This window comes from Sedimentibacter sp. B4 (genome assembly GCF_000309315.1).
GTDB lineage: Bacteria > Bacillota > Clostridia > Tissierellales > Sedimentibacteraceae > Sedimentibacter > Sedimentibacter saalensis.
The window spans coordinates 1-228 of the sequence record NZ_CANG01000133.1 but is presented as its reverse complement, the minus strand read 5'-3'; the positions used below and the strand labels follow the sequence as shown (position 1 = coordinate 228).

Below are 228 nucleotides of genomic sequence, written 5' to 3'. Positions count from 1 at the left end.
TTGACGCCGATCGCCTTCAGGCTCTTCTGCGCCTGCAGGCCCTCGTTCTCAGACGCGGACACGCCGGTCAGCTGGGCGTAGGTGACATCCAGCTGCTTGCCGTCCTTCTCGCGGTAGCCGGTGCTGGTGTTCATGGTCCAGCCGGCGGCGTCGAGCATCTGGCCCGCCTTCTCCGGGTTGTAGTCGATGCCGGTGACCTTGGCCTGGTCGACGTATCCGGGCTGGTTC

The 228-nt window shown here is 65.8% G+C and carries 1 protein-coding gene; it reads right to left on the bottom strand.

Annotation, left to right across the window (positions count from 1 at the left end; translation table 11 throughout):
• A partial coding sequence (locus BN358_RS25375) for an ABC transporter substrate-binding protein (protein ID WP_232233083.1) occupies nucleotides 1-228 on the bottom strand: 228 nt, incomplete at both ends.